19 protein-coding genes are annotated in these 21,460 nt (G+C 72.0%); 14 read left to right on the top strand and 5 right to left on the bottom strand.

The genetic code is table 11. The features are described 5' to 3' along the window. The first annotated feature begins 26 nt into the window (after positions 1-26). From AB0N16_RS29410 to AB0N16_RS29395, 4 genes are all read left to right on the top strand, one after another. Positions 27-3,716 (top strand): UvrD-helicase domain-containing protein, encoded by a 3,690-nt coding sequence (locus tag AB0N16_RS29410; RefSeq protein WP_365801825.1) that lies wholly within the window; start codon positions 27-29, stop codon positions 3,714-3,716. 10 nt (positions 3,717-3,726) lie between these two features. Further along, the gene (locus AB0N16_RS29405) at positions 3,727-5,130 is read left to right on the top strand and encodes a dipeptidase (RefSeq protein WP_365801823.1); all 1,404 of its coding nucleotides are present in this window, start codon (positions 3,727-3,729) and stop codon (positions 5,128-5,130) included. A gap of 155 nt (positions 5,131-5,285) precedes the next feature. Further along, the gene (nudC, locus tag AB0N16_RS29400) at positions 5,286-6,230 is read left to right on the top strand and encodes an NAD(+) diphosphatase (protein WP_365801821.1); all 945 of its coding nucleotides are present in this window, start codon (positions 5,286-5,288) and stop codon (positions 6,228-6,230) included. Positions 6,231-6,246: 16 nt separating this feature from the next. Beyond that, positions 6,247-6,876 carry a class I SAM-dependent methyltransferase gene (locus tag AB0N16_RS29395; RefSeq protein ID WP_365801819.1) on the top strand — a complete coding sequence of 210 codons (630 nt, stop codon included), beginning with the start codon at positions 6,247-6,249 and terminating at the stop codon, positions 6,874-6,876. Between the two features lie 78 nt (positions 6,877-6,954). On the opposite strand, the gene AB0N16_RS29390 is transcribed toward AB0N16_RS29395, so the two are convergent. Beyond that, positions 6,955-7,197, bottom strand: a complete 243-nt coding sequence (locus tag AB0N16_RS29390; protein WP_351704819.1) for a mycoredoxin — start codon at positions 7,195-7,197, stop codon at positions 6,955-6,957. A 179-nt stretch (positions 7,198-7,376) separates the two neighbouring features. Between AB0N16_RS29390 and AB0N16_RS29385 the strand changes: the two genes are divergently transcribed. The 5 genes from AB0N16_RS29385 (at position 7,377) to AB0N16_RS29365 (ending at position 11,268) form a co-directional block, all read left to right on the top strand. Continuing rightward, on the top strand, positions 7,377-9,572 hold the full coding sequence (locus AB0N16_RS29385) for an ATP-dependent DNA helicase UvrD2 (protein WP_365801817.1): 2,196 nt from the start codon (positions 7,377-7,379) through the stop codon (positions 9,570-9,572). A 163-nt stretch (positions 9,573-9,735) separates the two neighbouring features. Further along, positions 9,736-10,053 carry a hypothetical protein gene (locus tag AB0N16_RS29380; RefSeq protein ID WP_365801815.1) on the top strand — a complete coding sequence of 106 codons (318 nt, stop codon included), beginning with the start codon at positions 9,736-9,738 and terminating at the stop codon, positions 10,051-10,053. A 174-nt stretch (positions 10,054-10,227) separates the two neighbouring features. Beyond that, on the top strand, positions 10,228-10,596 hold the full coding sequence (locus AB0N16_RS29375; RefSeq protein ID WP_365801812.1) for a WhiB family transcriptional regulator: 369 nt from the start codon (positions 10,228-10,230) through the stop codon (positions 10,594-10,596). After that, positions 10,593-10,919, top strand: a complete 327-nt coding sequence (locus tag AB0N16_RS29370; RefSeq protein ID WP_365801810.1) for a hypothetical protein — start codon at positions 10,593-10,595, stop codon at positions 10,917-10,919. The genes AB0N16_RS29375 and AB0N16_RS29370 overlap by 4 nt, the downstream gene beginning before the upstream one ends. 136 nt (positions 10,920-11,055) lie before the next feature. Beyond that, positions 11,056-11,268: a hypothetical protein gene (locus AB0N16_RS29365; protein WP_365801808.1), complete on the top strand. Its 213-nt coding sequence runs from the start codon at positions 11,056-11,058 to the stop codon at positions 11,266-11,268. 20 nt (positions 11,269-11,288) lie between these two features. On the opposite strand, the gene AB0N16_RS29360 is transcribed toward AB0N16_RS29365, so the two are convergent. Next, complete coding sequence (locus AB0N16_RS29360) at positions 11,289-12,704, bottom strand: AarF/ABC1/UbiB kinase family protein (protein ID WP_365801806.1); 1,416 nt, start codon at positions 12,702-12,704, stop codon at positions 11,289-11,291. Then, positions 12,697-13,902, bottom strand: a complete 1,206-nt coding sequence (locus AB0N16_RS29355; RefSeq protein ID WP_365801805.1) for a TOMM precursor leader peptide-binding protein — start codon at positions 13,900-13,902, stop codon at positions 12,697-12,699. Before AB0N16_RS29355 ends, AB0N16_RS29360 begins: the two co-directional genes overlap by 8 nt. A 226-nt stretch (positions 13,903-14,128) precedes the next feature. On the opposite strand from AB0N16_RS29355, the gene AB0N16_RS29350 reads away from it, so the two are divergent. From AB0N16_RS29350 to AB0N16_RS29335, 4 genes are all read left to right on the top strand, one after another. Beyond that, on the top strand, positions 14,129-14,725 hold the full coding sequence (locus AB0N16_RS29350) for a M48 family metallopeptidase (protein ID WP_365801803.1): 597 nt from the start codon (positions 14,129-14,131) through the stop codon (positions 14,723-14,725). Positions 14,726-14,862: 137 nt separating this feature from the next. Continuing rightward, the gene (locus AB0N16_RS29345; RefSeq protein WP_365801801.1) at positions 14,863-16,545 is read left to right on the top strand and encodes a TerD family protein; all 1,683 of its coding nucleotides are present in this window, start codon (positions 14,863-14,865) and stop codon (positions 16,543-16,545) included. Between the two features lie 11 nt (positions 16,546-16,556). Continuing rightward, a complete protein-coding gene (locus AB0N16_RS29340) occupies positions 16,557-17,237 on the top strand; it encodes an AIM24 family protein (protein ID WP_351704845.1) in 681 nt (226 codons plus the stop codon). Between the two features lie 17 nt (positions 17,238-17,254). Continuing rightward, the gene (locus tag AB0N16_RS29335) at positions 17,255-18,010 is read left to right on the top strand and encodes an AIM24 family protein (RefSeq protein WP_365801798.1); all 756 of its coding nucleotides are present in this window, start codon (positions 17,255-17,257) and stop codon (positions 18,008-18,010) included. A 78-nt stretch (positions 18,011-18,088) separates the two neighbouring features. Here the strand turns inward: AB0N16_RS29335 and AB0N16_RS29330 are convergent, their stop codons facing one another. Beyond that, a complete protein-coding gene (locus tag AB0N16_RS29330; protein ID WP_365801796.1) occupies positions 18,089-18,610 on the bottom strand; it encodes an NUDIX hydrolase in 522 nt (173 codons plus the stop codon). Then, a complete protein-coding gene (locus tag AB0N16_RS29325) occupies positions 18,607-20,052 on the bottom strand; it encodes a zinc-dependent metalloprotease (RefSeq protein ID WP_365801794.1) in 1,446 nt (481 codons plus the stop codon). The genes AB0N16_RS29330 and AB0N16_RS29325 overlap by 4 nt, the downstream gene beginning before the upstream one ends. 192 nt (positions 20,053-20,244) lie before the next feature. On the opposite strand from AB0N16_RS29325, the gene AB0N16_RS29320 reads away from it, so the two are divergent. After that, the gene (locus AB0N16_RS29320; RefSeq protein WP_365801792.1) at positions 20,245-21,357 is read left to right on the top strand and encodes an SDR family oxidoreductase; all 1,113 of its coding nucleotides are present in this window, start codon (positions 20,245-20,247) and stop codon (positions 21,355-21,357) included. Positions 21,358-21,460: the final 103 nt, after the last annotated feature.

The raw sequence follows: 21,460 nt of genomic DNA, 5'->3' as shown, positions 1-21,460 counted from the left end.
CAGTGGTCACCGTTAGCCTCGACGGCATGCCCGCCCGCATCACTGACCCCGAGCAGCTCAAAGAGCTCCTCGGCATCCCGTTCACCCCGGAGCAGACGGCCTGCATCACCGCGCCGCCCGCCCCGCAGGTGATCGTGGCCGGAGCCGGGTCGGGCAAGACGACGGTCATGGCCGCCCGCGTGGTCTGGCTGGTCGGCACCGGGCAGGTGGCCCCGGAACAGGTCCTCGGCCTCACCTTCACCAACAAGGCGGCCGGCGAGCTCGCCGAGCGCGTCCGCAAGGCGCTCGTCAGGGCGGGCGTCACCGACCCCGATGCCATCGACCCGGACAACCCGCCCGGCGAGCCGGTCATCTCGACGTACCACGCCTTCGCGGGCCGGCTGCTGACCGACCACGGCCTGCGCATCGGCCTGGAGCCGGCCTCCCGGCTGCTCGCCGACGCCACCCGCTTCCAGCTCGCCGCGCGTGTGCTGCGCGAGGCCCCCGGCCCCTATCCGGCCCTCACCCGCTCCTTCGCCGACCTGGTCGGCGACCTGCTCACCCTCGACTCCGAGCTCGCCGAGCACCTCGTACGCCCCGAGGACCTGAGGGCCTGGGACGCCGGACTGCTGAACACCCTCGCGGCCGTCAAGCTCGGCAACGCCGACCTGCGCAAGGTCCCCGAGACCGCCGCTGCCCGCCGCGAACTGGCCGAACTCGTCGTCCGTTACCGGACCGCCAAGCGCGAGCGGGACCTGCTCGACTTCGGCGACCAGATCGCGCTGTCCGCCGCGCTGGCCGGCATCCCCGAGGTGGGCCGGCTGCTGCGCGACGAGTTCCGTGTCGTACTCCTCGACGAGTACCAGGACACCTCGGTGGCCCAGCGGGTTCTCCTCGCGGGCCTGTTCGGCGGCGGCACCGGCCACCCCGTGACCGCCGTCGGCGACCCCTGCCAGGCCATCTACGGCTGGCGCGGTGCCTCCGTCGCCAACCTGGACGACTTCCCCGCGCACTTCGCGCGCGCCGACGGAAGCCCCGCCACCCGCCAGGCGCTCAGCGAGAACCGCCGCAGCGGCGGCCGCCTCCTCGACCTCGCCAACGGCCTCGCCGAACCGCTGCGCGCCATGCACGCGGGCGTGGCGGCCCTGCGCCCGGCCCCGGGCGCGGAACTCGACGGCACGGTCCGCTGCGCCCTGCTGCGCACCCACGCCGAGGAGATGGACTGGATCGCCGACTCCGTGGCCCACCTCGTCCGCACCGGCACGGCGCCCGGCGAGATCGCGGTCCTGTGCCGTACGGCGACCGACTTCGCGGAGATCCAGGGCGCCCTGGTCGCGCGGGACGTCCCCGTCGAGGTGGTGGGCCTCTCCGGGCTGCTGCACCTGCCAGAGGTGGCCGATCTCGTCGCCGTCTGCGAGGTTCTCCAGGACCCGGGCGCCAACGCCTCCCTGGTCCGGCTGCTGACCAGCCCGCGCTGGCGCATCGGCCCCCGCGACCTCGCCCTCCTGGGCCGCCGTGCCCGGCTGCTGGTGTCCCACGCGCGCGTGGGCGACGCCGACGACCCGGACCGCAGGCTCGCCGAGGCCGTCGAAGGGGTCGACCCCGCCGAGGTGATATCCCTCGCGGACGCCCTGGACACCTTCCTGGAGCTGCCGTTCGACGGCGACCAGCAGGACGACGGCCTGCCGTTCTCGCCGGACGCGCGCGTGCGCTTCGCCCGCCTCGCCACCGAACTGCGCGAGCTGCGCCGCTCCCTGTCCGACCCGCTGATGGACGTCCTGCACCGCGTCCTCGCGGTCACCGGCCTGGAAGTGGAACTGTCCGCGTCCCCGCACGCGCTGGCCGCCCGCCGCCGCGAGACGCTCTCCAACTTCCTCGACGTCGCCGCCTCTTTCGCGGCCGGCGACCAGGAGGCGACCCTGCTCGCCTTCCTCGGCTTCCTGCGCACCGCCGCCCAGTACGAGAAGGGCCTCGACAACGCCCTGCCCGGCGGTGAGAACACCGTCAAGGTGCTGACCGCGCACAGGTCCAAGGGCCTGGAGTGGGATGTCGTCGTCGTCCCCGGCCTGGTCAAGGGCACCTTCCCGAGCAGCCAGGGGCGTGAGAAGTGGACCGCCCAGGCCAAGGTGCTCCCGCACGCCCTGCGCGGCGACACCGACACGCTGCCCGACGTCGAGGCCTGGGACTCGCGGGGCATGAAGGCCTTCCACGAGGCCATGAAGGACCACCAGCACACCGAAGAGCTCCGCCTCGGCTACGTCACGTTCACCCGGCCCCGCTCCCTGCTCCTCGGGTCCGGCCACTGGTGGGGCCCCAGCCAGAAGAAACCGCGCGGCCCTTCCGACTTCCTGCAGGCCCTGTACGACCACTGCGCCACCGGACACGGCGAGATCGAGGCCTGGGCAGACCGACCGGAGGACGACGAGGAGAACCCCGCCCTGCACACGTCCAGCGTCGACCAGGTGTGGCCGCTGCCCCTGGACGAGGCCGCCCTCGCCCGTCGCCGCGCGGCCGCCGAGACCGTCCTCGCCCACCTGGACGCGCTCACCACAGGGGACGACGGCCACCTCGCGGCCGGCCACGCCCCCGGCGCCCACGAGGACCCGGAGTGGCCCCCGCCGCCCGACGACGAGGAGCCCGACCCCTACGCGGACGACGTCCCCGAGGAGCACTCCGCCGACTGGGAATCCTGGAGCGCCGACCGCCCCACGGTCCCGCACCAGGCCACGCGCGCCGAGCGCACGCCCCCGCGCACGCCGGAGCACGAAGGCGCCCCGGGACCGAACCGCACCCGCACCCCGGGACCGGACCACACCCGCACCCCGGGACCGGACCACACCCGCACCCCGGGACCGGACCACACCCGCACCCCGGACCTCGAGCAGGTACGCATGCCGGAGTCCGATCAGGCACGCCTCCCGGACCCCGGCCACGCGCGCGTGCCGGAGCCCGAGCGCACACGCCCCCCGGAACCCACCCCCCTCACCCCGGAGGAGGCCCGCGCCATCGCCTCCTGGGACCGCGACCTCGACGCCCTCACCGGCGAGCTGCTGCGCGCCCGCCGGAGCATCACGGACGTCCCCCTGCCGGCCGCGCTCTCCGCCACCCAGCTGATGCGGCTCGCCGAGGACCCGGACGGGCTCGCGCAGGAACTCGCGCGCCCCATGCCGCGCCCACCACAACCGGCCGCACGCCGGGGCACCCGATTCCACGCCTGGGTCGAGGCGCGCTTCGAAGAGCTCACCCTGCCCATGCTGGAGCCCGACGAGCTGCCCGGAAGCGACGCCGAGATCGCCGACGAACGTGACCTCGAAGCCCTCAAGGAGGCCTTCGAACGCACCGAGTACGCCCACCGCACGCCCTACCGCGTGGAGGCACCCTTCCAGCTCGCCCTCGCCGGCCGGGTCGTACGGGGCCGCATCGACGCCGTCTACCGGACCGGGCACGGTGACGAGGCGACGTACGAGATCGTCGACTGGAAGACCAGCCGTACCCGGGCCGCCGATCCGCTCCAGCTCGCGATCTACCGGATCGGCTGGGCCGAGCAGCAGGGCGTGCCCCCCGAGTCGGTCACGGCCGCGTTCGTGCACGTCCGCACCGGTGAGGTCGAGCGACCGGAGGGGCTGCCCGACCGGGCCGCCCTGGAAAGGCTGATCGTCGGGCAAGCCGTCGGGCAAGCCGTCGGGCAAGCCGAGTGTGACGAACCGCCCGCCGAGGATGTCGGCGTGGGCCGATAGGCTCGTGACCATGAGCCAGACCCCGGACAGCGCTGTCCGTACGTACATCGAGCGGCACCGTGCCGCCTTCCTCGACGACCTCGCCGAGTGGCTGCGCATCCCCTCCGTGTCGGCCCAGCCCGAACACGCCGCCGATGTCCGCCGCAGCGCCGACTGGCTCGCCGCCGCACTCAAGGAGACCGGTTTCCCGACCGCCGAGGTCTGGGAGACACCGGGCGCCCCGGCCGTCTTCGCCGAATGGCCCGCGGGCGACCCCGAGGCACCCACGGTCCTCGTCTACGGCCACCACGACGTACAGCCCGCCGCCCGTGCGGACGGCTGGGACAGCGACCCCTTCGAGCCCGTCGTCCGGGAGAACCGCCTCCACGCGCGCGGGGCGGCCGACGACAAGGGCCAGGTGTTCTTCCACACACTCGGCGTCCGCGCCCACCTCGCCGCCACCGGCCGCACCGCACCCGCCGTCAACCTGAAGCTGCTGATCGAGGGCGAGGAGGAGTCCGGCTCCCCGCACTTCCGGGCCCTCGTCGAGGAACGCGCGGACCGGCTCGCCGCGGACACCGTGATCGTCTCCGACACCGGCATGTGGTCCGAGGACACCCCCACGGTCTGCACCGGCATGCGCGGCCTCGTCGAGTGCGGGATCGTCCTGCACGGCCCCGACCAGGACATCCACTCCGGAGCCTTCGGCGGCGCCGTCCCCAATCCGGCCACCGTCGTGGCCCGCCTGGTCGCCGCGCTGCACGACGAGCACGCGCGCGTGGCGATTCCCGGCTTCTACGACGGCGTCGTCGAGCTCAGCGACCGTGAGCGGGAGCTGTGGGCCGAGCTGCCCTTCGACGAGGAGGGCTGGCTGCGCGAAGCGCACTCGTACGCCACCGAGGGCGAGGCCGGGCACACCACCCTGGAGCGCATCTGGGCCCGCCCCACCGCCGAGGTCAACGGCATCGGCGGCGGCTATCAGGGCCCCGGCAGCAAGACGATCATCCCGTCCTCGGCCATGGTCAAGCTGTCGTTCCGGCTGGTCGCCGGTCAGGAGCCCGACCACATCGAGAAGGCCGTCCGCGCCTGGGCCACCGAGCGCATCCCCGCCGGCATCCGCGCCGAGATCACCTTCCTGCCGGCCACCCGCCCGTGCCTGACCCCGCTCGACCACCCGGGCCTGCAGTCGCTGGCCCGCGCCATGGGCCGCGCCTTCGAGGGACCGGTCCGGTTCACCCGTTCGGGTGGCTCAGGGCCCGCCGCGGATCTCCAGGACGTCCTCGGCGCACCCGTCCTCTTCCTGGGCATCTCCGTCCCCTCCGACGGCTGGCACGCCCCGAACGAGAAGGTCGAGCTGGACCTTCTCCTCAAGGGCGTCGAGACCAGCGCCTACCTGTGGGCTGACCTGGCCGAGAACTGGCGCCATGCCCCGTGACCCGTCCGCGCCGTCCGGAGCGACATCGCGCGCGGGGCACACTGGAAGGGCCGCCCCACCCGCCTTGTCCCCGCCCGACCCGGTCTCCTCCCACCCTTCGTCCCGCTGAACCGCCCGCTGAAACATCCGTTGCACTGGGGGAGTTGGAAGCACCCGTGACCACCTGGACCGACCACACCGCCGACCGACCCATCTCGCTCACCGCCCCGAGCGGCATCGACCGCGCCGCCCACCACCGGCTCGACGAGGCCTGGCTCGCGGCGGCGTGGAGCCACCCCGACACCCGCTGCTTCGTGGTCTCCGGCGGCCAGGTCCTCATCGACGAGACGCCCGAAGGCCGTACCGAACTCGTCATGACCCCGTCCTTCGAGGCCCCCCTCACCGAAGCGCACCGCTACTTCCTGGGCACCGACGAGGACGGCGTCAGCTACTTCGCGCTCCAGAAGGACGCCCTGCCCGGCCGTATCGACCAGTCCGCGCGCCCGGCCGGCTTGCGCGAGGCGGGGCTGCTGCTGTCGCCGCGTGACGTGGGCCTGATGGTGCACGCGGTCGGCCTGGAGAACTGGCAGCGCACCCACCGTTTCTGCTCCCGCTGCGGCGAGCGCACGGTGATCGCCGCCGCCGGCCACATCCGCCGCTGCCCGGCCTGCGGCGCCGAGCACTACCCGCGCACCGACCCGGCCGTGATCATGGCCGTCACCGACGAGGACGACCGCATTCTGCTCGGCCGCCAGGTCCACTGGCCCGAGGGCCGCTTCTCGACGCTCGCCGGCTTCGTGGAACCCGGCGAGTCCATCGAGCAGGCGGTGCGCCGGGAGGTCTTCGAGGAGGCCGGGGTCACCGTCGGCCCCGTCGAGTACGTCGCCAGCCAGCCCTGGCCGTTCCCGTCCAGCCTCATGCTCGGCTTCATGGCCCGCGCGACCTCGACCGAGATCAACGTCGACGGCGACGAGATCCACGAGGCCCGCTGGTTCTCCCGCGACGAACTGGGCGCCGCCTTCGACTCCGGCGACGTCCTGCCGCCGTACGGGATCTCCATCGCGGCCCGGCTGATCGAGATGTGGTACGGGAAGCCGCTGCCTACCAGGAGCTTCGTCTGAGACGGCGACTCGGCTGATGACCGACACCCACGCCACCTACTGGAACCACAACGTCCACTACCACCCGGTGGTGCTGGACGCCGTGCCGCCCGGCTGCCGTTCCGCACTGGATGTCGGCTGCGGTGACGGCCTGCTGGCCGCCAGGCTCGCGGCCAGGGCGGAGTCGGTGACCGGCGTGGACCGGTCACCGGAGATGATCCGGCTGGCGCACAAACGGGACGGGGGAAACGTCACCTTCCTGGAGGGTGATTATCTCGACGGCGCGCTCCTCGACGAGGGGAGCTACGACTTCGTCAGCGCGGTCGCCGTCCTCCACCACACGCCCTTCGACGACGCGATCGAACGGTTGGTGGGGCTGCTCGCTCCCGGCGGCCGGCTGGTCATCGTCGGCATGGCCTACGACCGCACTCCCGTCGACTGGATGATCAGCGGGTGCGGGGTCCTCACGGCGCGGCTGACCGCGCGCAGGAACGGCGGCACGCAGGGTCCGTCCGGTATGCCCGTCGAGGACCCGATCATGACCTGGAAAGAGGTCCGGAGGGCCACCGCACACCTGCTCCCCGGACGCCGTTACCGGCGCCGGCTGCTGTGGCGTTACACCCTGGTGTGGGACAAGCCGGGCGACACGCGCGAAGGCGGCCCCTGAACCACATCAGGAACCGCCTTGTGCGAAAAACGCGGAGGACGCGAAGAACGCGAAGCACGCGAAGAACGCGAAGGAAAACTACGCGCTGATCTTCTGCTTGACCTGGGCCAGCGAGGGGTTCGTCAGCGTCGAGCCGTCGCCGAAGAGGACCGTGGGAACTGTCTGGTTCCCGCCGTTCGCCTTCTCCACGAACGCGGCCGATTCCGGGTCCTGCTCGATGTTGATCTCGGTGTACGCGATGCCCTCGCGGTCCATCTGGCTCTTCAGCCGGCGGCAGTAGCCGCACCACGTGGTGCTGTACATCGTCACAGTGCCCTGCATCTCGCTCGCGCTCCTTCGGCAGGTCGGGGAAGGTCATCCAGGAGAGGAACGTACGCGGCCCGCCCGCCATTCCCCACAGCGGCGGCCCCCGGGTGACACCTGCCGCATTAGTACGACCGCAAGGGGCTGCCTGTGGACAACCGGCACAGCAGTCTCGGGCGACCTGGCAGCATGGCCGTGTGACAGCAGCAACGCACTCCTCCCTCTTCCCGCAGGTACCGGACTGTGCCGACGCGGTCCTCGAAGGGCTCGACCCCGAGCAGCGCGAGGTGGCGACCGCCCTGCACGGTCCGGTGTGCGTGCTGGCCGGAGCCGGTACCGGCAAGACCCGGGCGATCACCCACCGGATCGCCTACGGGGTGCGGGCCGGCATTCTCCAGCCGTCCAGCGTGCTCGCCGTCACCTTCACCAACCGTGCCGCCGGGGAGATGCGCGGCCGGCTGCGCCAGCTCGGCGCCCAGGGGGTGCAGGCCCGCACCTTCCACTCGGCCGCGCTGCGCCAGCTCCAGTTCTTCTGGCCGAAAGCGATCGGCGGCTCGCTGCCCCGGCTCGTCGACCGCAAGGTCCAGCTGGTCGCCGACGCCGCCGCCGCCTGCCGTATCCGCCTCGACCGGGGCGAGCTGCGGGACGTCACCGCCGAGATCGAGTGGTCCAAGGTCACCCAGACCGTCCCCGCCGACTATGCGCCCGCCGCCGTGAAGGCCGGCCGCGAGGCCCCCCGCGACCCTGCCGAGATCGCCCAGATCTACTCCGTCTACGAGGACCTCAAGCGGGACCGCGCGGTCATCGACTTCGAGGACGTCCTGCTGCTCACCGTCGCGGTCCTGCAGGACCGGCACGACATCGCCGAGCAGGTCCGCGCCCAGTACCAGCACTTCGTCGTCGACGAGTACCAGGACGTCAGCCCCCTCCAGCAACGCCTGCTGGAGCTGTGGCTCGGCGACCGCGACAGCCTGTGCGTGGTGGGCGACGCCAGCCAGACCATCTACTCGTTCACAGGAGCAACCCCCGACCATCTGCTCGACTTCCGCACCCGCCACCCCGGGGCCACCGTCGTCAAGCTGGTCCGCGACTACCGCTCCACACCCCAGGTCGTCCACCTCGCCAACGGCCTGCTGGCCCAGGCCCACGGCCGCGCCGCCGACCACCGTCTGGAACTGATCTCCCAGCGCCCCGCGGGACCCGAGCCCGTCTACACCGAGTACGCCGACGAGCCCGCCGAGGCCGAGGGCGCCGCCCGCCGTATCCGCGAACTGGTCGACGCCGGGGTCCCGGCCGCCGAGATCGCCATTCTGTTCCGCACCAACTCCCAGTCCGAGACCTATGAGCAGGCCCTCGCCGACGCCGGGGTGCCCTACCAGCTGCGCGGTGCCGAGCGGTTCTTCGACCGGCCCGAGGTGCGCAAGGCGGGTGTCGCCCTGCGCGCCGCGGCCCGCTTCGGTGGCAATGACGCGCTGCTCGACGACACCGTGGACCTGCCCTCCCAGGTGCGCGCGGTCCTCTCCGGAGAGGGCTGGACAACCGAGCCCCCGGCCGGCTCCGGCGCGGTCCGGGAGCGCTGGGAGTCACTGGCCGCTCTGGTCAACCTGGCGCACGACGTCACCGCCGGCCGGTCCACCGCCACCCTCGCCGACTTCGTCGCGGAACTCGACGAGCGTGCGAGTGCCCAGCACGCCCCGACCGTCCAGGGCGTCACCCTCGCCTCCCTGCACTCGGCGAAGGGCCTGGAGTGGGACGTCGTCTTCCTGGTCGGTGTCGCCGAGGGCATGATGCCGATCACCTATGCGAAGACCGACGAGCAGATCGAGGAGGAACGCCGTCTCCTCTATGTCGGTGTGACCCGCGCCAGAGAGCGGCTCCATGTCTCCTGGTCCCTCTCCCGCACCCCCGGTGGCCGCCCGAACCGCAGGCCCAGCCACTTCCTGGACGGCCTGCGCCCCGGCTCCACCGGCACCGTCGGCCGTGGCTCCGGCACCGGCTCCGGAGGCGTCGAACGCGGCTTCACCGGCGGCCCCGTGGCCGCGCCCCGGCGCACCCAGCGCACCCCCGCCCGCTGCCGGGTCTGCGGGCGCACTCTCACCGACGCCGGCGAGATGAAACTGATGCGCTGCGACAACTGCCCCTCCGACATGGACGAGGGGCTCTACGAGCGGCTGCGGGAGTGGCGCGCGGACCAGGCACGGCTCAGCGGCCAGCCCGCCTTCTGCGTCTTCACCGACAGGACGCTGATGGCCATCGCGGAGAGCGCGCCCGACGACGACCGCGAGTTGGCCCGCATCCCCGGCGTGGGCATGCGTAAGCTCAACCGTTACGGAGCCGATGTCCTGGCCATCTGCGCAGGCCAGCAGCCCGGGGGAGGGGCCGAGGGGGACTGATGCCAACTCGTCGAAAAAATAGTTTGCGCATGCCCCAGCAATCCCCATAGGTTCTAGGCACGGAAGCGGCGGCCTTCTCGAAGGCCCGGTTCCGTGTTGTACTTGCATATCCGAGTGGACTGGCTCATCCCAGTCCCCTAGACGCCGAGAGGAGGCGAGTCCAGTGATCAGCATCAAGACCAACATCAGCGCGGCCAAAATGACCGATCTCTCGGCCGTCTCCCTGTGCATGCTCGGCGTCTCGAACCTGGGCACCGGTGTGTCCGGCATTCCTGCCGTGCGTCCGGCGTCCTCCGTTTCTCTCGCGGGCCTCCCCGTCCGTGAGCGCAATGAGCGACCGACTGAGGCACTGGAAGCAGTAGCGGCACAGGCAAAGGCCTATGCCTTTACGGCAGCCGGTGCCGGAAGCCGGAAGCAGACGACGCAGCACCACCTGATGTGGGCCTTCCGTGGGCCAGAACCCTGGAGTGATCCAGCCTGATCGATCAGGCCGGCGCCTTCAGGGCCGCGGAACCCCATCCGGGATCCGCGGCCCTTCTGTTTGTCCCCACCACAGGGACGGACGGGCGAAGGGGCCTCGGGGCAAGAGCAGAACCCGGTACCAGCCGCCAACCGGTCCAACCCGACCGGCACGACCAGACGAGGAAGAACAGCCGTGCAACTCGAAGCGCACGCCCCGTCCGTACCGCCTTCCGAAACGATCCCCCCGCCCGGCCTCACGGAGGACTCCACCTTGCTCCCGCTCACCGCGCTCACCGCGCTCGACGACGCCATCGAGAACCTCGGCGTGCCCGTCCCCTGCCGTTCCTACGACCCGGAGGTCTTCTTCGCCGAGTCGCCGGCGGACGTCGAGTACGCCAAGTCCCTCTGCCGCACCTGCCCGCTGATCGAGGCCTGCCTCGCCGGTGCCAAGGAGCGGCGTGAGCCCTGGGGTGTCTGGGGTGGCGAGCTGTTCGTCCAGGGTGTCGTCGTCGCCCGGAAGCGGCCGCGTGGCCGCCCGCGCAAGAACCCGGTCACGGCATGAACATCCAAGGAACGATCGACCGCCCCCTCACGCACGACCCCAAGAAGCAGGCCCCGATGAAGCCGTCCACCAGCGAGCCCACCGGCTCCGCGATCCGAGACTTCACCACCGCCGGTACGACCACCGGCTCGCGTCAGAACAGGACCCGCGAAATGCAACTCATCCCAGAAGCCCTGGCTCGTGCGCATATGCACGAGCGACTGCAAGAGGCCGAGCGGGGACGGCAGGCCGCGCGCCTGGCGGCCGCTCGCCGGATGCAGCGCCGGGCCGAGCGCGCCTCGATGCGCGCCCGCCGTGCGCTCGCCATGGCCGTCATGCAGTGATCCCGAACACCTGAAGCGGTGGCCTCCCGGCTGAGGGAGGCGAAAGCCTCACGCGGGGGCCGGTCCGGCCGAACGGACCGGCCCCCGCGGTGCGTTGTGCCCGCGGATCCGCGCACCGCGGCGTTATCGTCGCCGGGTGACGAGTCTTCCCGGAGGCAGTGATCACGGTGGGGCCGCCCCGGAGCCCCGCCCTCCTGTGTGCGCCCGCTGCGGCACCCCGGCCGACGGCCCCCGGCCCACCACCTGGACCTGCTCCGTGGAGCACGGCGTCCGCCGGTTCTTCTGCGACACCTGCTCCAGGGAGAACCTCAGAGCGATCGAGGGCCGGCTCGACTCGTCCTGGTGGTGATCATCACCCCCGCTGCGGCCCTACGGCGCCTCCACGACCGCCTCCGCCTCCTCGGCTCCCTCGGCTCCCTCGGCTTCCACGGCTTCCACGGTTTCTTCGGCCTCTTCGAGTACGAACCCGGGCAGCCACGCCTCCAGTTCCTCCCGCAGCCGCACCGTCGCGCCCAGCTGGCAGAGCACGCCGATGGTGCTCAGGGTCACCCGGTGTATCAGCAGGTAGGCCGGTGGCAGGTTGAGCTGTTTGCCCAGCTGGTGGGCGGGGTTGCGGGGGTCGGCGATACGGGCCGCCTGGCTGCGCATCCAGTTGCGGGTGAAGGTGAACTCGTCGACCTCCGCCGGCTCGATGATCGGCAGCAGATAGTCCAGGACGGCGTCGGGGTCCAGCTCTATGGAGTCCTTGACGAACCCCTCGGCACGCAGCAGCTCGTAGACCGCCTCCGCGTCTCCGTCCAGTGTCATCCGCAGGGAGTCGCCGATCGGGGTGGGCAGGCCGCCCGCCAGGCGGTCGACCGTGCCGAAGTCCAGCACGCCCAGGAGCCACTCCTCCTCGTCCTCCGGCCCACCGGGCAGCAGACGGAAGTTGCCCGGGTGCGGATCGGCATGCAGCAGGCCGGTGCGGGCCGGGCCCGAGAACAGGAACCGGGCCAGGAGCTGACCGGCCCGGTCACGTTGCTCCTGGGTACCCTCCGAGATGATCTCGGAGAGCGGTATTCCGTCGATCCACTCGGTGACCAGGACCTGCTCGCACTGGTGCACCACCGCGGGGACCACCACGTCGGGGTCGTCCGCGAACTCCTCCGCGTGCGCCTCTTGGGCCTGTGCCTCCAGGGCGTAGTCCAGCTCCTCGGAGACCCGGTCGCGCAACTCCGCGATCAGGGGCTTGATGTCCATACCCGGGATCAGCGGACCCAACAGACGGGCGAAACGGCTCAGTTGCCCGAGATCGGACAGCAGGGCCTCACCGGCTCCCGGATACTGCACCTTGACCGCGACCGCACGGCCGTCGTGCCACACCGCCCGGTGCACCTGACCGATCGAGGCCGCCGCCGCGGGTTTCTCCTCGAACTCCAGGAACAGCTCCCGCCAGTCCTCGCCGAGCCGCTCGGCGAGCACCGCGTGCATGGTGCGGGTCGGCATCGGCGGTGCGGCGTCCTGGAGTCTGGTGAGGGCCGCCCGATAGGGGCCGGCGATCTCCTCGGGGAGGGCGGACTCGAAGACGGACATGGCCTGTCCGAATTTCATGGCCCCCCCTTTCAACTCTCCCAGAACCTTGAAGAGTTGTTCCGCCGTGCGCTGTTGCAGCTCGCGGCTGACGATCTCCGCGGACTCACCCACGATGCGCTTGCCCAGACCCCAGGTCGCCCGGCCGGCGAAGCCGAGCGGGAGCGCGGCGAGCTTGGCGGTCCGGGTGACCGCCTTCCGGGGAAGATCAGACATGCGCCCTCCAAGTCCCATTCGGCCGCGCGGCATCCGTGCGCTCTCGTCGGTCCGCCGACGGCCGTTGCACCACCATTGTCTCGTGCGCGGCCCCGTAGGTTGAGGAGTGTCCCCCCTTGGCTTTCTCCGCAGCTCCGCACGGGCATGCGGGGTGCGGCCGGACCGGCCGCGCATGCCAGTGCAGAGCCGGCACGGACGCCTCCCAGCGCACTCCCGTGCCGGACGGCGACTCCCCGTCGAGGAAGGCCAGGGCATGCGCGGCGGCCAGCCCGGCCACGGCCGTCGCCAGCGTCAGATCGCAGGCCCCCACCCGGCGGGCCTGGCCGGACCGCCACTGGGCGATCAAGCGCGGCCAGGCCGGATCCCGGTCCGAGCGGTGCTCGTGCAGACAGCGGGCACAGCCGGTCCCGCCGGGCAGGACGAGCGGACCGACGACGCCCGTGCCCTCCACGACGCCCGTGTAGAGGTGAGGTGTCCCGGAGGCCATGAGCGGCTCGGCGGCGCCCGCGTCCGGGGCGTGCACCAGGACGTCGTCACGCGGGGCGATGATCACCAGGGAGAGGCCGGGTTCATCCGCGGGCAGGTCCGGGCGGCGCGGCGGGCGGTCCGGGGCGGCCCGGCGGACGACTCGGCGGGCGGCCTCGTCCCGGCGCTCGCCGACCGCCTCCGCGGGCAGCCCGCCCGGCGCCACGTCCCACGGCTGGACGCGACCCACGTCCCGCACGTCGACCTCGCCGACACCCGCGCCCGACAGCAGCGCGGCCAGCGTCACACCGACCCGGCCCGCGCCCCGGACCTGCACCCGCAGGGCACGTCGGGCCGCCAGCCGGCCGATCGCGCCGCCCGGCTCCGGAGTGATCAGGGACAGCGACGCGAGATCGGGACCGAGCCGGTCCAGGACCTCCTGCTTCGTGCGCAGCGCGTCCGCGGCCGGCCCGCCGCCGCGCGCGTCGTCGACGAGCCCGGCCCGGGACAGCCGCTCGACCAGCGCGTCGACATGTCCGTCCGGCAGGTCCATGCGCCGCCCCTCCGTACGCAGCAGCGCGAGCCCCCGGGTGCCGTTGAGCAGGTCCAGAAAGCTGCCGGTCGCCGTGTCCATCGGCCCGAGTGTCATCGCGTGCACCGGCGTCATCCCGAACTGCACGGTGTTGAGATCACGCCAGCCGCGCCGTAGCGCGGGCTTCACCAACGGATGCATGACAGTCCCCCGTAGCTTTCGAAAGGTCAAGGAAGATCCCCGTCTGCCGGTCGAGCCGGTCGCGCTCCGCCGACGACTGCCAGCATGCCCGGCCCGCCCGGCCGACGTCGAAAGTTGTCCACAGGCGGTGGGTATTCGTCGTACAAATCAAACGCATGGTGGGGGATCGGCATCGAACCGTCCCGGACCCGGGACTTCCCCCGTGTGCAGCGGGTAACGTCGGGGCGTGCCCGCCGACCCACTGCACCGCGCCGGAAAGCCACAGCGCAGCTTGACGAGCCAGCCGCCCAGCGGCCTGGGGGTGAGCGCGATCGAGGTGCGCAGAAGCGCCCGGCGCCGCCGGACGGTCTCCGCGTACCGCGAGGGCGATCGCACCGTCGTGCTGATCCCCGCCCGGATGTCCGAGGCGGAGGAGAAACGCTGGGTGACCGTCATGCTCAACAAGCTCGCCGCCCAGGAGAGCAAGCGAGTGCTGGGCGACGCCGAACTGGCCGAGCGCGCCGAGCGGCTGTCGGTCCAGTACTTCGACGGCCGGGCCCGGGCCGCCTCGGTGCGCTGGGTCACCAACCAGAACACCCGCTGGGGTTCCTGCACCCCCGCCGAGGGCAGCATCCGTCTGTCGCACCGGCTCCAGGGCATGCCCGAGTACGTCGTCGACTATGTCCTCTGCCATGAACTGGCCCATCTGCTGGTGCCCGGGCACGGCCCCGACTTCTGGCGGCTCCTGGAGGCGTATCCGCGGACCGAGCGGGCCCGGGGCTACCTCGAAGGGGTGGTCGCCGCCGACCGGCTGCCCCATGCGCCCGGCGCGCGCGATGAGTGACGCTCCCGGCAAACGCGCCCTTCGGGGCCGCTGAGCCCGGTTGTGTACCGGGTCTGTACCGACTTCCTCCGATGTCCGAGTTAGCCGTTAGCCTGGCGCGACGCACTCACATTCGGGATGGGGGACGGTCGTAGCGCATGGCCAGGGAATTCCAACGCGGCCACAAGGCCAGGATCAGTGACCTGACGGCGGGCACGGATCTGTACGTAGGCGTGCAGATCGCCGGGCCCGGACTGACCTTCGACATCAGCTGCTTCGGTCTGGACGCCGACGAGCGGCTGTCGGACGACCGGTACTTCGTCTTCTTCAACCAGCCGAAGTCACCCGAGGAGTCCATCCAACTGCTGGGTGCGCAGGCGGGCGACACGGAGTCCTTCCGGGTCACGCTGGACCGGATCCCGCCGCGGATCCAGAAGCTGGCGTTCACGGCGACCCTTGACGGCGCCGGGCAGATGTCCCAGGTCGCGCCCGGATACATCCGGATCGTCGCGGGCGGCGAGGAGGTGGCCCGGTACTCCTTCAACGGTTCGGAGTTCTCCACCGAACGCGCCGTGATGCTGGGCGACTTCTATCTGAAGGACGTGTGGCGCTTCGCCGCCGTCGGCCAGGGCTTCGACGGCGGTCTGGACGCGCTGCTGAAGAACTTCGGCGGCGAGGTGATGGAGGAGGAGGCGCCCGTCGCGCCCGCGCCGCAGCCGTCGCAGGCCGGGCCCGCGCCCGGATTCGCGCCGCCCGCGTTCGCCGCCCCGTCCGCGCCCGCTTCGAGCCCCGCGCCGACGCCCGCCCCGGCGGCCCCCGCGCCAGCCCCGGCCCCCGCCCGCCAGGGCTTCACGCCGCCCCCGGCACCCGGCCCCGTGCCGGCGCCGAACGTGCACGGCGCCCCCACCGTCATCGCCCCGCTGGCCCCGCCCGCTCCCGGTACCGTGCCGCCCCCGTCCCCGGCCCCCGCGCCCTACGGTCAGCCGCCCGCCCCGAGCGCGCCCATGCCGCCCGGCTACGGCCAGCCCCCGGCGGCTCCGCAGTCCTCGCCCTCGCCGCCCGGCTACCCCCAGGCACCCCAGGCCCCGACCCCGCCCCCGGGCTACGGCCAGCAGCCGTCGTTCGGACAGGTTCCCGGCCAGCAGGCCTACGGAGTCCCGCAGGGCGCTCCCGCGAAAGGGGCCGGAGTCGGCGCGGCGCTCCAGCAGTTCAAGGAGACGCCCACCGGGCAGCGCTGGACGCAGCAGAACAAGAAGCTCGTCCGGGTCGACCTGGGCATGGGAGGCCAGCCGGTGCTGGCCCGGCAGGGCAGCATGGTGCTCTACCAGGGCAAGGTCGACTTCGGTTACAAGGGCGCCGGATTCGCCGGCCGGATCGTGGGCAACGCCACCGGCCAGGAGATGCAGTTGATGCGCTGCACCGGCCAAGGCCAGGTGTTCCTCGCCGAGAACTCCGCGCATCTGCACCCCGTGGAGCTCCAGGGCGACGCGATCTGTGTCTCCGCCGAGAGCGTCCTCGCCTTCGACGAGAGCCTCCAGTACGAGGTCCGCCGGATCGAGGGCCACGGCATCCCCGGCGGCGCGCTGTTCACGATGCAGTTCCAGGGCACCGGCACGATCGTCGTGAAGACGCACGGCACGCCCGTCGTGCTGCCCGTGACGCCGACGACGTTCGCCGACTGCAACGCCGTGGTCGCCTGGTCGGCGGCCTCCCAGGTGATCGTCTCCAGCCAGGTCCGGATGCGTCGCAACGCCTACCCGGGCGACACCGGCGAGAGCGTCAACCTGCAGTTCCGGGGCGCCCCCGGCAACTTCATCGTGGTCCAGCCGTACGAGGTCTGAGGGAGCCCGTCATGAACCAGCCGCTCGCGGGCTACGCCCCCGCACCCGTCACCGCCCGCATGGAGAACCACGGCAACAACATGCTGAAGGTCGCCATGCAGACCGGGAACGACCTCCTCGCGCGCGTGGGGTCGATGGTCGCCTACGAGGGCTTCGTCCAGTACGAGCCCAACCCGCCGGCCGTGCGCCAGATCGCCCGTGACTGGATGACCGGCGAGGGCGCGCCCCTGATGAAGTGCTCCGGCGACGGACTGCTCTACCTCGCGGACTACGGCGCCGATGTCGTCGTCATCAACCTCAACGGCGACGGCATCTCCGTCAACGCCACCAACCTGCTCGCCTTCGACGCGCACCTCACCTGGGGTGTGGAGCGGGTCAAGGGGCTGGCGAAGTTCGCCGGTCAGGGCCTGTGGAACACCAAGATCTCCGGGCAGGGCTGGGTCGCGCTGACCTCGCGGGGCAAGCCGATCGTCGTCGACTGCGGCGGCGGCGAGGACGAGACGTACGTCGACCCGGACGCGTTGGTCGCCTGGTCGCCGAACCTCAAGGTGAAGGGCAAGCGCAGCTTCAAGGCGCAGTCCCTGATCGGCCGGGGCAGCGGCGAGGCTTACCAGATGGCCTTCTCCGGGCAGGGCATCGTCGTCGTCCAGCCCAGCGAGGACAGCACCGACCGCCTTCGTTTCCGGGGCTGAGGGGGAGTCAGAGAATCATGCAGAGCCCGCTTTTCGCGCACAACGACTCCCAGGTCCGGGACCGTTACAGCCTGCAGAACAAGCAGATGCTGCGGGTCGTCCTGGAGGGCCACGACGACATCCTCGCCCGCAAGGGCACGATGGTCGCCTACCAGGGGCTCGTCGAGTTCGACGCCGAGTACACGAACAACCAGCAGGCACGCGCGCGTGCGTACACCGGCGAGGGCCTGGACCTGATGCGCTGCCACGGGCAGGGCACGGTCTACTTCGCCAACCTCGCCCAGCACGTCCACGTCCTGGACGTCGAGCAGGACGGACTGACCGTGGACAGCGGCTACGTCCTCGCCATGGACTCCTCGCTGCACTACGAGGTGGTCGCCGTGGACAGCCTCTACGGCATCTCCGGCTCCGGGAAGTACCAGCTCAACATCACCGGCCGCGGCAAGGTCGCCCTGATGACCTCCGGCGCGCCGCTGCTGATGCAGGTCACGCCCGACAAGTACGTCAACTGCGACGCCGACGCGATCGTCGCCTGGTCCACCGGGCTGCGCGTCCAGATGCAGGCCCAGACGCATTCCTCGGGCGTGTGGCGGCGTCGCGGCAACACCGGCGAGGGCTGGGAGCTCAGCTTCATGGGAAGTGGCTTCGCGTTGGTCCAGCCGAGTGAACTGCTCCCGCCGCAGAGCGCCCAGATCGGCCAGGGCATCGCGGCCCAGTTCGGGATGGGCCAGCAGGGCGCGCGCGGGATGAACCAGGGGAACGTCTGGAGCTGACGGCCCGCGGAGTCCCGAGAAGACCCACGAGGTAAGGGGCGCACGCCACAGCAGGCGCCCCTTACGCAGGTCCTCGGTTCAGAGCCGCGCGCGGGTCTGTTCCAGCAGTCGTACGACCGAGTCGTCGGCGACCTCCGCGACCTCGTCGTAGGCGAACCAGCGCAGCTCCAGGGACTCGTCGCTGATCGCGTGGGCGGCGCCCCGCGGGGCCACGGCCGCGTACTGGACGTCGAAGTGCCAGTGGCACGGCGCCGGGATCGGGTGCCGGTCCAGGCGCACCGGGCCGCCCGGCAGCAGCGTCAGCCCCGGAATCCCGGACTCCTCGGTCGCCTCCCGTAGGGCCGCCGCGGCCAGCGTGACGTCCCCCGGCTCGCAGTGGCCGCCCATCTGCAGCCACATCCGCAGCTTCCGGTGCAGGGTCAGCAGCGCCCGGCCGTGCTCGGGGTCGACGACCAGTGCGCTCGCCGTGACGTGCCCCGCGTGACACGCCTTCCACATGCCGTCGGGGTGCGCCGCGAGATGGTCCAGGTAGGCCTGGCGCAGTTCTTCTTGGCCCTCATGCCCCTTGAGGACGAGGACCGCGTCGTCGTACAGGCTCACTCGGTGTCGTCGCCCTTTTCCTGGTCTTCCTGGTTTTCCCGGTCGTCCTTCTTGCGCAGGTCGGGCTTCTGGGCCGCCTCGCCGAGCATCTTGTCCAGCTCGGAGAAGTCCAGCTGCTCGCGGTGCACGAAGCCGTCCGGGTCGTCCAGGTCGCTCGCCGTCGGCAGCATGTCCGGGTGCGCCCACAGCGCGTCCCGGCCGTCGACACCGCGCGCGTCGGTGAGCGAGGCCCACAGCCGGGAGGCGTCGCGCAGCCGGCGCGGGCGCAGCTCCAGGCCGATCAGCGTGGCGAACGTCTGTTCCGCCGGTCCGCCGCTGGCGCGGCGGCGGCGCAGGGTCTCGCGCAGCGCGTCGGCGGACGACAGACGCGGCTTCGCGGCCGCGTGGACCACCGCGTCGACCCAGCCCTCGACGAGGGCCAGCGCGGTCTCCAGACGGGCCAGGGCCGCCTTCTGCTCGGGCGTGTCCTCGGGCTGGAACATGCCCTGCTGAAGCGCGTCCTGGAGCTGCTCGGGGTTCTGCGGGTCGAACTGGCCGACCACGTCCTCCAGCTTGGCCGTGTCGACCTTGATCCCGCGCGCGTACCCGTCGACCGCGCCGAACAGGTGCGAGCGCAGCCACGGCACGTGCGCGAACAGCCGCTGGTGGGCGGCCTCGCGCAGGGCGAGATACAGCCGCACCTCCTCCTTCGGCACGCCCAGGTCCTTGCCGAACGCCTCGATGTTCACCGGCAGCAGCGCGGCCTTGCCGGCCGGGGTCAGCGGCAGGCCGATGTCGGTCGAGCCGACGACCTCGCCCGCGAGCACGCCGACGGCCTGCCCGATCTGCGTGCCGAACATGGCGCCGCCCATCGAGCGCATCATGCCGATCAGCGGGCCCGCCATGGCCTGCATCTCCTCCGGCAGGACGTCGCCCATCGCGGCGCCGACCCGCTCGGCGACCGGGTCGACCAGCTCCTGCCAGGCGGGCAGCGTCGCCTCGACCCACTCCGCGCGCGACCACGCCACGGCCGAACCGGAACCGGACGGCAGGGACGTCGCGTCGTCCAGCCACAGGTCGGCCAGCCGCACGGCCTCCTCGACCGCCGTGCGCTCGGCGGGGCCGACGCTGGCGTCCTTGACGCCGTCCGAGGTGCCCTGGGAGACCGTCTGGCGGGCGATCTGCTTGGCCATGTCCCAGTTCACCGGGCCGCCCTCGTACGAGAGCATCTGGCCCAGCTGCTGGAAGGCCGCGCCCAGGTCGGTGGGGTTCAGCGAACCGAACATGGCGGCGAACGGATTGTCGGCGCCGGGCGTGCCGAAGCCGCCGGCCCCGGGTGTGCCGAAACCGAACGGGCCGGCCGGTCCCTGCCCACCGCCGCTCTGCTGGTCCTTCTTCTTGCCCTCGTCGCCGTCTTCCGGCTCCTCCGGCGGAAGGCCGAAACCGAATGGGGTGTCACTCACGGGAATCCTCGGCTGGTAAGGCCACCGGTTCTCTCCGGCGGCGCGGCTGCCCGACAACACCACCCAGCGTAGACACCCCGACCCGATCGGGCCTCGGTGCTTCGCCGACAGTCGGCCTGCGGCAGGATGGATGCCACCTGGTACGTACGCGTCACTCACGCTCGTACTGAAGACAACCGCTGGAGACGCCCGGTGAGTTCCCCAGATCCGCAGGTTCGCGCAGCGCGAAACCCGTCAACCCCTGCCGCCGTGCGCGGGCCCGTCGTCGCCGTCACCGGCGCCGCGACCGGGGTCGGCGCGCTGCTCACCGAGCGGCTGGCCGCGTCCGAGGGGATCAAGCAGGTCATCGCCATCGACGAGCGGCGCGGGGAGTGCGCGGACGCCCAGTGGCACATCCTCGACGTGCGGGATCCGGCCATCGCGGACAAGCTCCGGGGGGCCGACGTGGTGGTCCATCTCGCACTCGACCTGGACCTGGAGACCGATCCGGCCGCCCGAACGGCCTACAACGTGCGCGGGACGCAGACCGTGCTGACCGCGGCGGCCGCGGCAGGGGTGCACCGCGTGGTGCTGTGCACCTCCGCGATGGTCTACGGCGCGCTCCCGGACAACGAGCTGCCGTTGTCCGAGGACGCGGAGTTGCGCGCCACGGCGGAGGCCACCGGCGTGGGGGACCTGCTGGAGATCGAGCGGCTCGGGCGCCGGGCGCCCCGCGCGCACCCCGGGCTCAATGTCACCGTGGTGCGCCCCGCGGTGCTCGTCGGAGGCACCGACACCGCGCTGACCAGGTATTTCGAGTCACCCCGCCTGCTTGTCGTCGCCGGCTCCAGGCCCGCCTGGCAGTTCTGTCACGTCGAGGACCTGTGCAGCGCGCTGGAGTACGCCGTGCTGGAGTTGGTCGAAGGGGAACTCGCCGTCGGCTGTGACGGGTGGCTGGAGCAGGAGGAGGTCGAGGAGCTCAGCGGGATCCGGCGGATGGAGTTGCCGTCGGCGGTGGCGCTCGGCGCCGCGGCCCGGCTGCACCGGATCGGGCTGACGCCGTCGCCCGCGGGTGATCTCGCCTACACGATGTATCCGTGGGTGGTGAGCGGCAGCCGACTGCACGACGCCGGGTGGCGGCCGGGGTGGACGAACGAGGAGGTGCTCGCCGAGCTGCTGGAGGAGGCGGCCGGGCGGCACACGGTGGTCGGCCGGCGGCTCGGCCGTAAGGACGCGACGGCCGCGGGCGCGGCAGGCGCGACGGTCGCGCTGCTGGGCGCGGCGGCGGTGGTACGGCGCGCGCGGAAGGCCCGGCGGCGGATCTGAGGGGTGTCGCCTCCGCCGCCCTTACTCGTCCCGTCCTCCAGGGGCCGGCCCCCTTCGGCCCCTGCCCCGGGGGCTGCCGCCCCCGGACCCATGCTTCGGCCCG

It is taken from the genome of Streptomyces sp. NPDC051105, from assembly GCF_040682795.1.
Taxonomy (GTDB): Bacteria; Actinomycetota; Actinomycetes; order Streptomycetales; family Streptomycetaceae; genus Streptomyces.
The sequence above is the reverse complement of the archived record's forward strand: the minus strand, read 5'-3'. Positions and strand labels throughout refer to the sequence as shown.

Excerpts from the sequence above, each read along its gene's own strand:
- AB0N16_RS29335 (WP_365801798.1), top strand. The coding sequence starts at position 17,255 with ATGCAGAGCCCGCTTTTCGCGCACAACGACTCCCAGGTCCGGGACCGT.
- AB0N16_RS29405 (WP_365801823.1), top strand. The coding sequence starts at position 3,727 with ATGAGCCAGACCCCGGACAGCGCTGTCCGTACGTACATCGAGCGGCAC.
- AB0N16_RS29410 (WP_365801825.1), top strand. The coding sequence starts at position 27 with ATGCCCGCCCGCATCACTGACCCCGAGCAGCTCAAAGAGCTCCTCGGC.
- AB0N16_RS29390 (WP_351704819.1), bottom strand. The coding sequence starts at position 7,197 with ATGCAGGGCACTGTGACGATGTACAGCACCACGTGGTGCGGCTACTGC.
- AB0N16_RS29345 (WP_365801801.1), top strand. The coding sequence starts at position 14,863 with ATGGCCAGGGAATTCCAACGCGGCCACAAGGCCAGGATCAGTGACCTG.
- AB0N16_RS29355 (WP_365801805.1), bottom strand. The coding sequence starts at position 13,902 with ATGCATCCGTTGGTGAAGCCCGCGCTACGGCGCGGCTGGCGTGATCTC.
- AB0N16_RS29360 (WP_365801806.1), bottom strand. The coding sequence starts at position 12,704 with ATGTCTGATCTTCCCCGGAAGGCGGTCACCCGGACCGCCAAGCTCGCC.
- AB0N16_RS29370 (WP_365801810.1), top strand. The coding sequence starts at position 10,593 with ATGAACATCCAAGGAACGATCGACCGCCCCCTCACGCACGACCCCAAG.
- AB0N16_RS29395 (WP_365801819.1), top strand. The coding sequence starts at position 6,247 with ATGACCGACACCCACGCCACCTACTGGAACCACAACGTCCACTACCAC.
- AB0N16_RS29340 (WP_351704845.1), top strand. The coding sequence starts at position 16,557 with ATGAACCAGCCGCTCGCGGGCTACGCCCCCGCACCCGTCACCGCCCGC.